Here is a 1,264-nt window from a genome sequence, read left to right as displayed (position 1 = left end):
GTGGTTGCGGGTGTCGCCTCCGCCGCCTGGATCCGCTCAACCTCGCGCCGGGGCACCATCTCCCCTTTGTAGTAGGTCATCGGCTCCCGGTCGGGTGTTCTGGTGTCGGTCACGCCGGCACCTCCTCCGCTCCCCGGGCTGCCGGCAGGGGGGCGACGAGCACACCGAACCGGCCGAAGACATCCGCGAACCGCTGCACCTCGTCACCCAGGTAGAAGAGCACTGACGGGAACGGGGCGGGGTTCTTGCACCCGGAGAACTTCAGACGGCCGGCCACTTCACACCGGGGGTATCTCTCGGAGAGCACCCGGAACCACCGCGTATCAGTTGCCGCCTTGACGAGCACCACGGCCGCCGTGACTCTGCCGGCTTCGTGCTCCTCGCGGACCTTCTCGATCCACGGTCCGATCCCTTTCCCATACGGAGGGTTCAGGTAAACCCGGCCGAACCACGGCCGGCTTAGTCCGTCATCCTCCCGGGTGAAGTGCACCAGGGCGGGCACGTTCGGGGCCTCGTGGCTGTTGCTGCACGGGTCGAGGTCGATGATCCCGAAGAGCTCCCGGACCGCCTCGACGATCTCCGGGGGTGTGTACCAGTCGCCGGTGTTGCTGGAGAACATCGGGGCCGGTCCGGGCGTCCTGGTCGCCGGGGTCGGGCCGGTGACTGCCTGGTATCCCTCCTGGTGCCGGAGAGGGCATCCCTTCAGGGCGTGCAGGGGGCACGGGCCGTCACTGGTGAGGAACGATCCGCACCTGGTCGGATCCGTTTCGCACACGGCCGGCAGAGGAGTGCCGGGGCGTTCCGGTTGATTTATCGTCTGTTCGGTCGATATTACTGAGTAACCCGCCGCTTCGGGTTTCGTAGCTGTGGGGGACTGTGCCAGGGCCTCCCGGCTCGCCGCTTCTCCCATCGGTTACTCCTCCTCCGGGAGATGCACCAGGATCCGGCCGGCAAAACGAGAGGTTCGCACCCGTCCGCGTCTCTCCATCGCCTCCAGTCGGGCAATACAGGATGACCGGCTGGCTCGGGTCGAAAACTCTCGCACCAGGTCGGCGGCGAGAACGGTTTTTTCGGGGGACTGTTCCAGGGCCGCAAGCACGGCCGCTTCAAAGTCGTTGAGGATGTCACTTCTTGGTCGCATTTGCTTTCTCCCGACGGGGAGACTTTGCAAAACAGAACCGCGTGAAATTCTCCGAATTTCAGGGAATGGACCAAGATTTAATATATATGATCCGCCGATATTGGAGTGTACGCGGGTTCTGTA

The 1,264-nt window shown here is 64.2% G+C and carries 2 protein-coding genes; both read right to left on the bottom strand.

Annotation, left to right across the window (positions count from 1 at the left end; translation table 11 throughout):
- Positions 1-109: 109 nt before the first annotated feature.
- Complete coding sequence (locus ACE4YL_RS02770) at positions 110-910, bottom strand: DNA N-6-adenine-methyltransferase (protein WP_461369168.1); 801 nt, start codon at positions 908-910, stop codon at positions 110-112.
- 3 nt (positions 911-913) lie between these two features.
- Positions 914-1,264: hypothetical protein (locus ACE4YL_RS02765; protein ID WP_461369167.1), on the bottom strand; the 351-nt coding region annotated here is incomplete at its 5' end.

Origin of the sequence: Candidatus Darwinibacter acetoxidans, from assembly GCF_041936445.1 — a bacterium.
Lineage (GTDB): Bacteria > Bacillota > Limnochordia > Darwinibacteriales > Darwinibacteriaceae > DTU010.
The sequence above is the reverse complement of the archived record's forward strand: the minus strand, read 5'-3'. Positions and strand labels throughout refer to the sequence as shown.

Excerpts from the sequence above, each read along its gene's own strand:
- ACE4YL_RS02770 (WP_461369168.1), bottom strand. The coding sequence starts at position 910 with ATGGGAGAAGCGGCGAGCCGGGAGGCCCTGGCACAGTCCCCCACAGCT.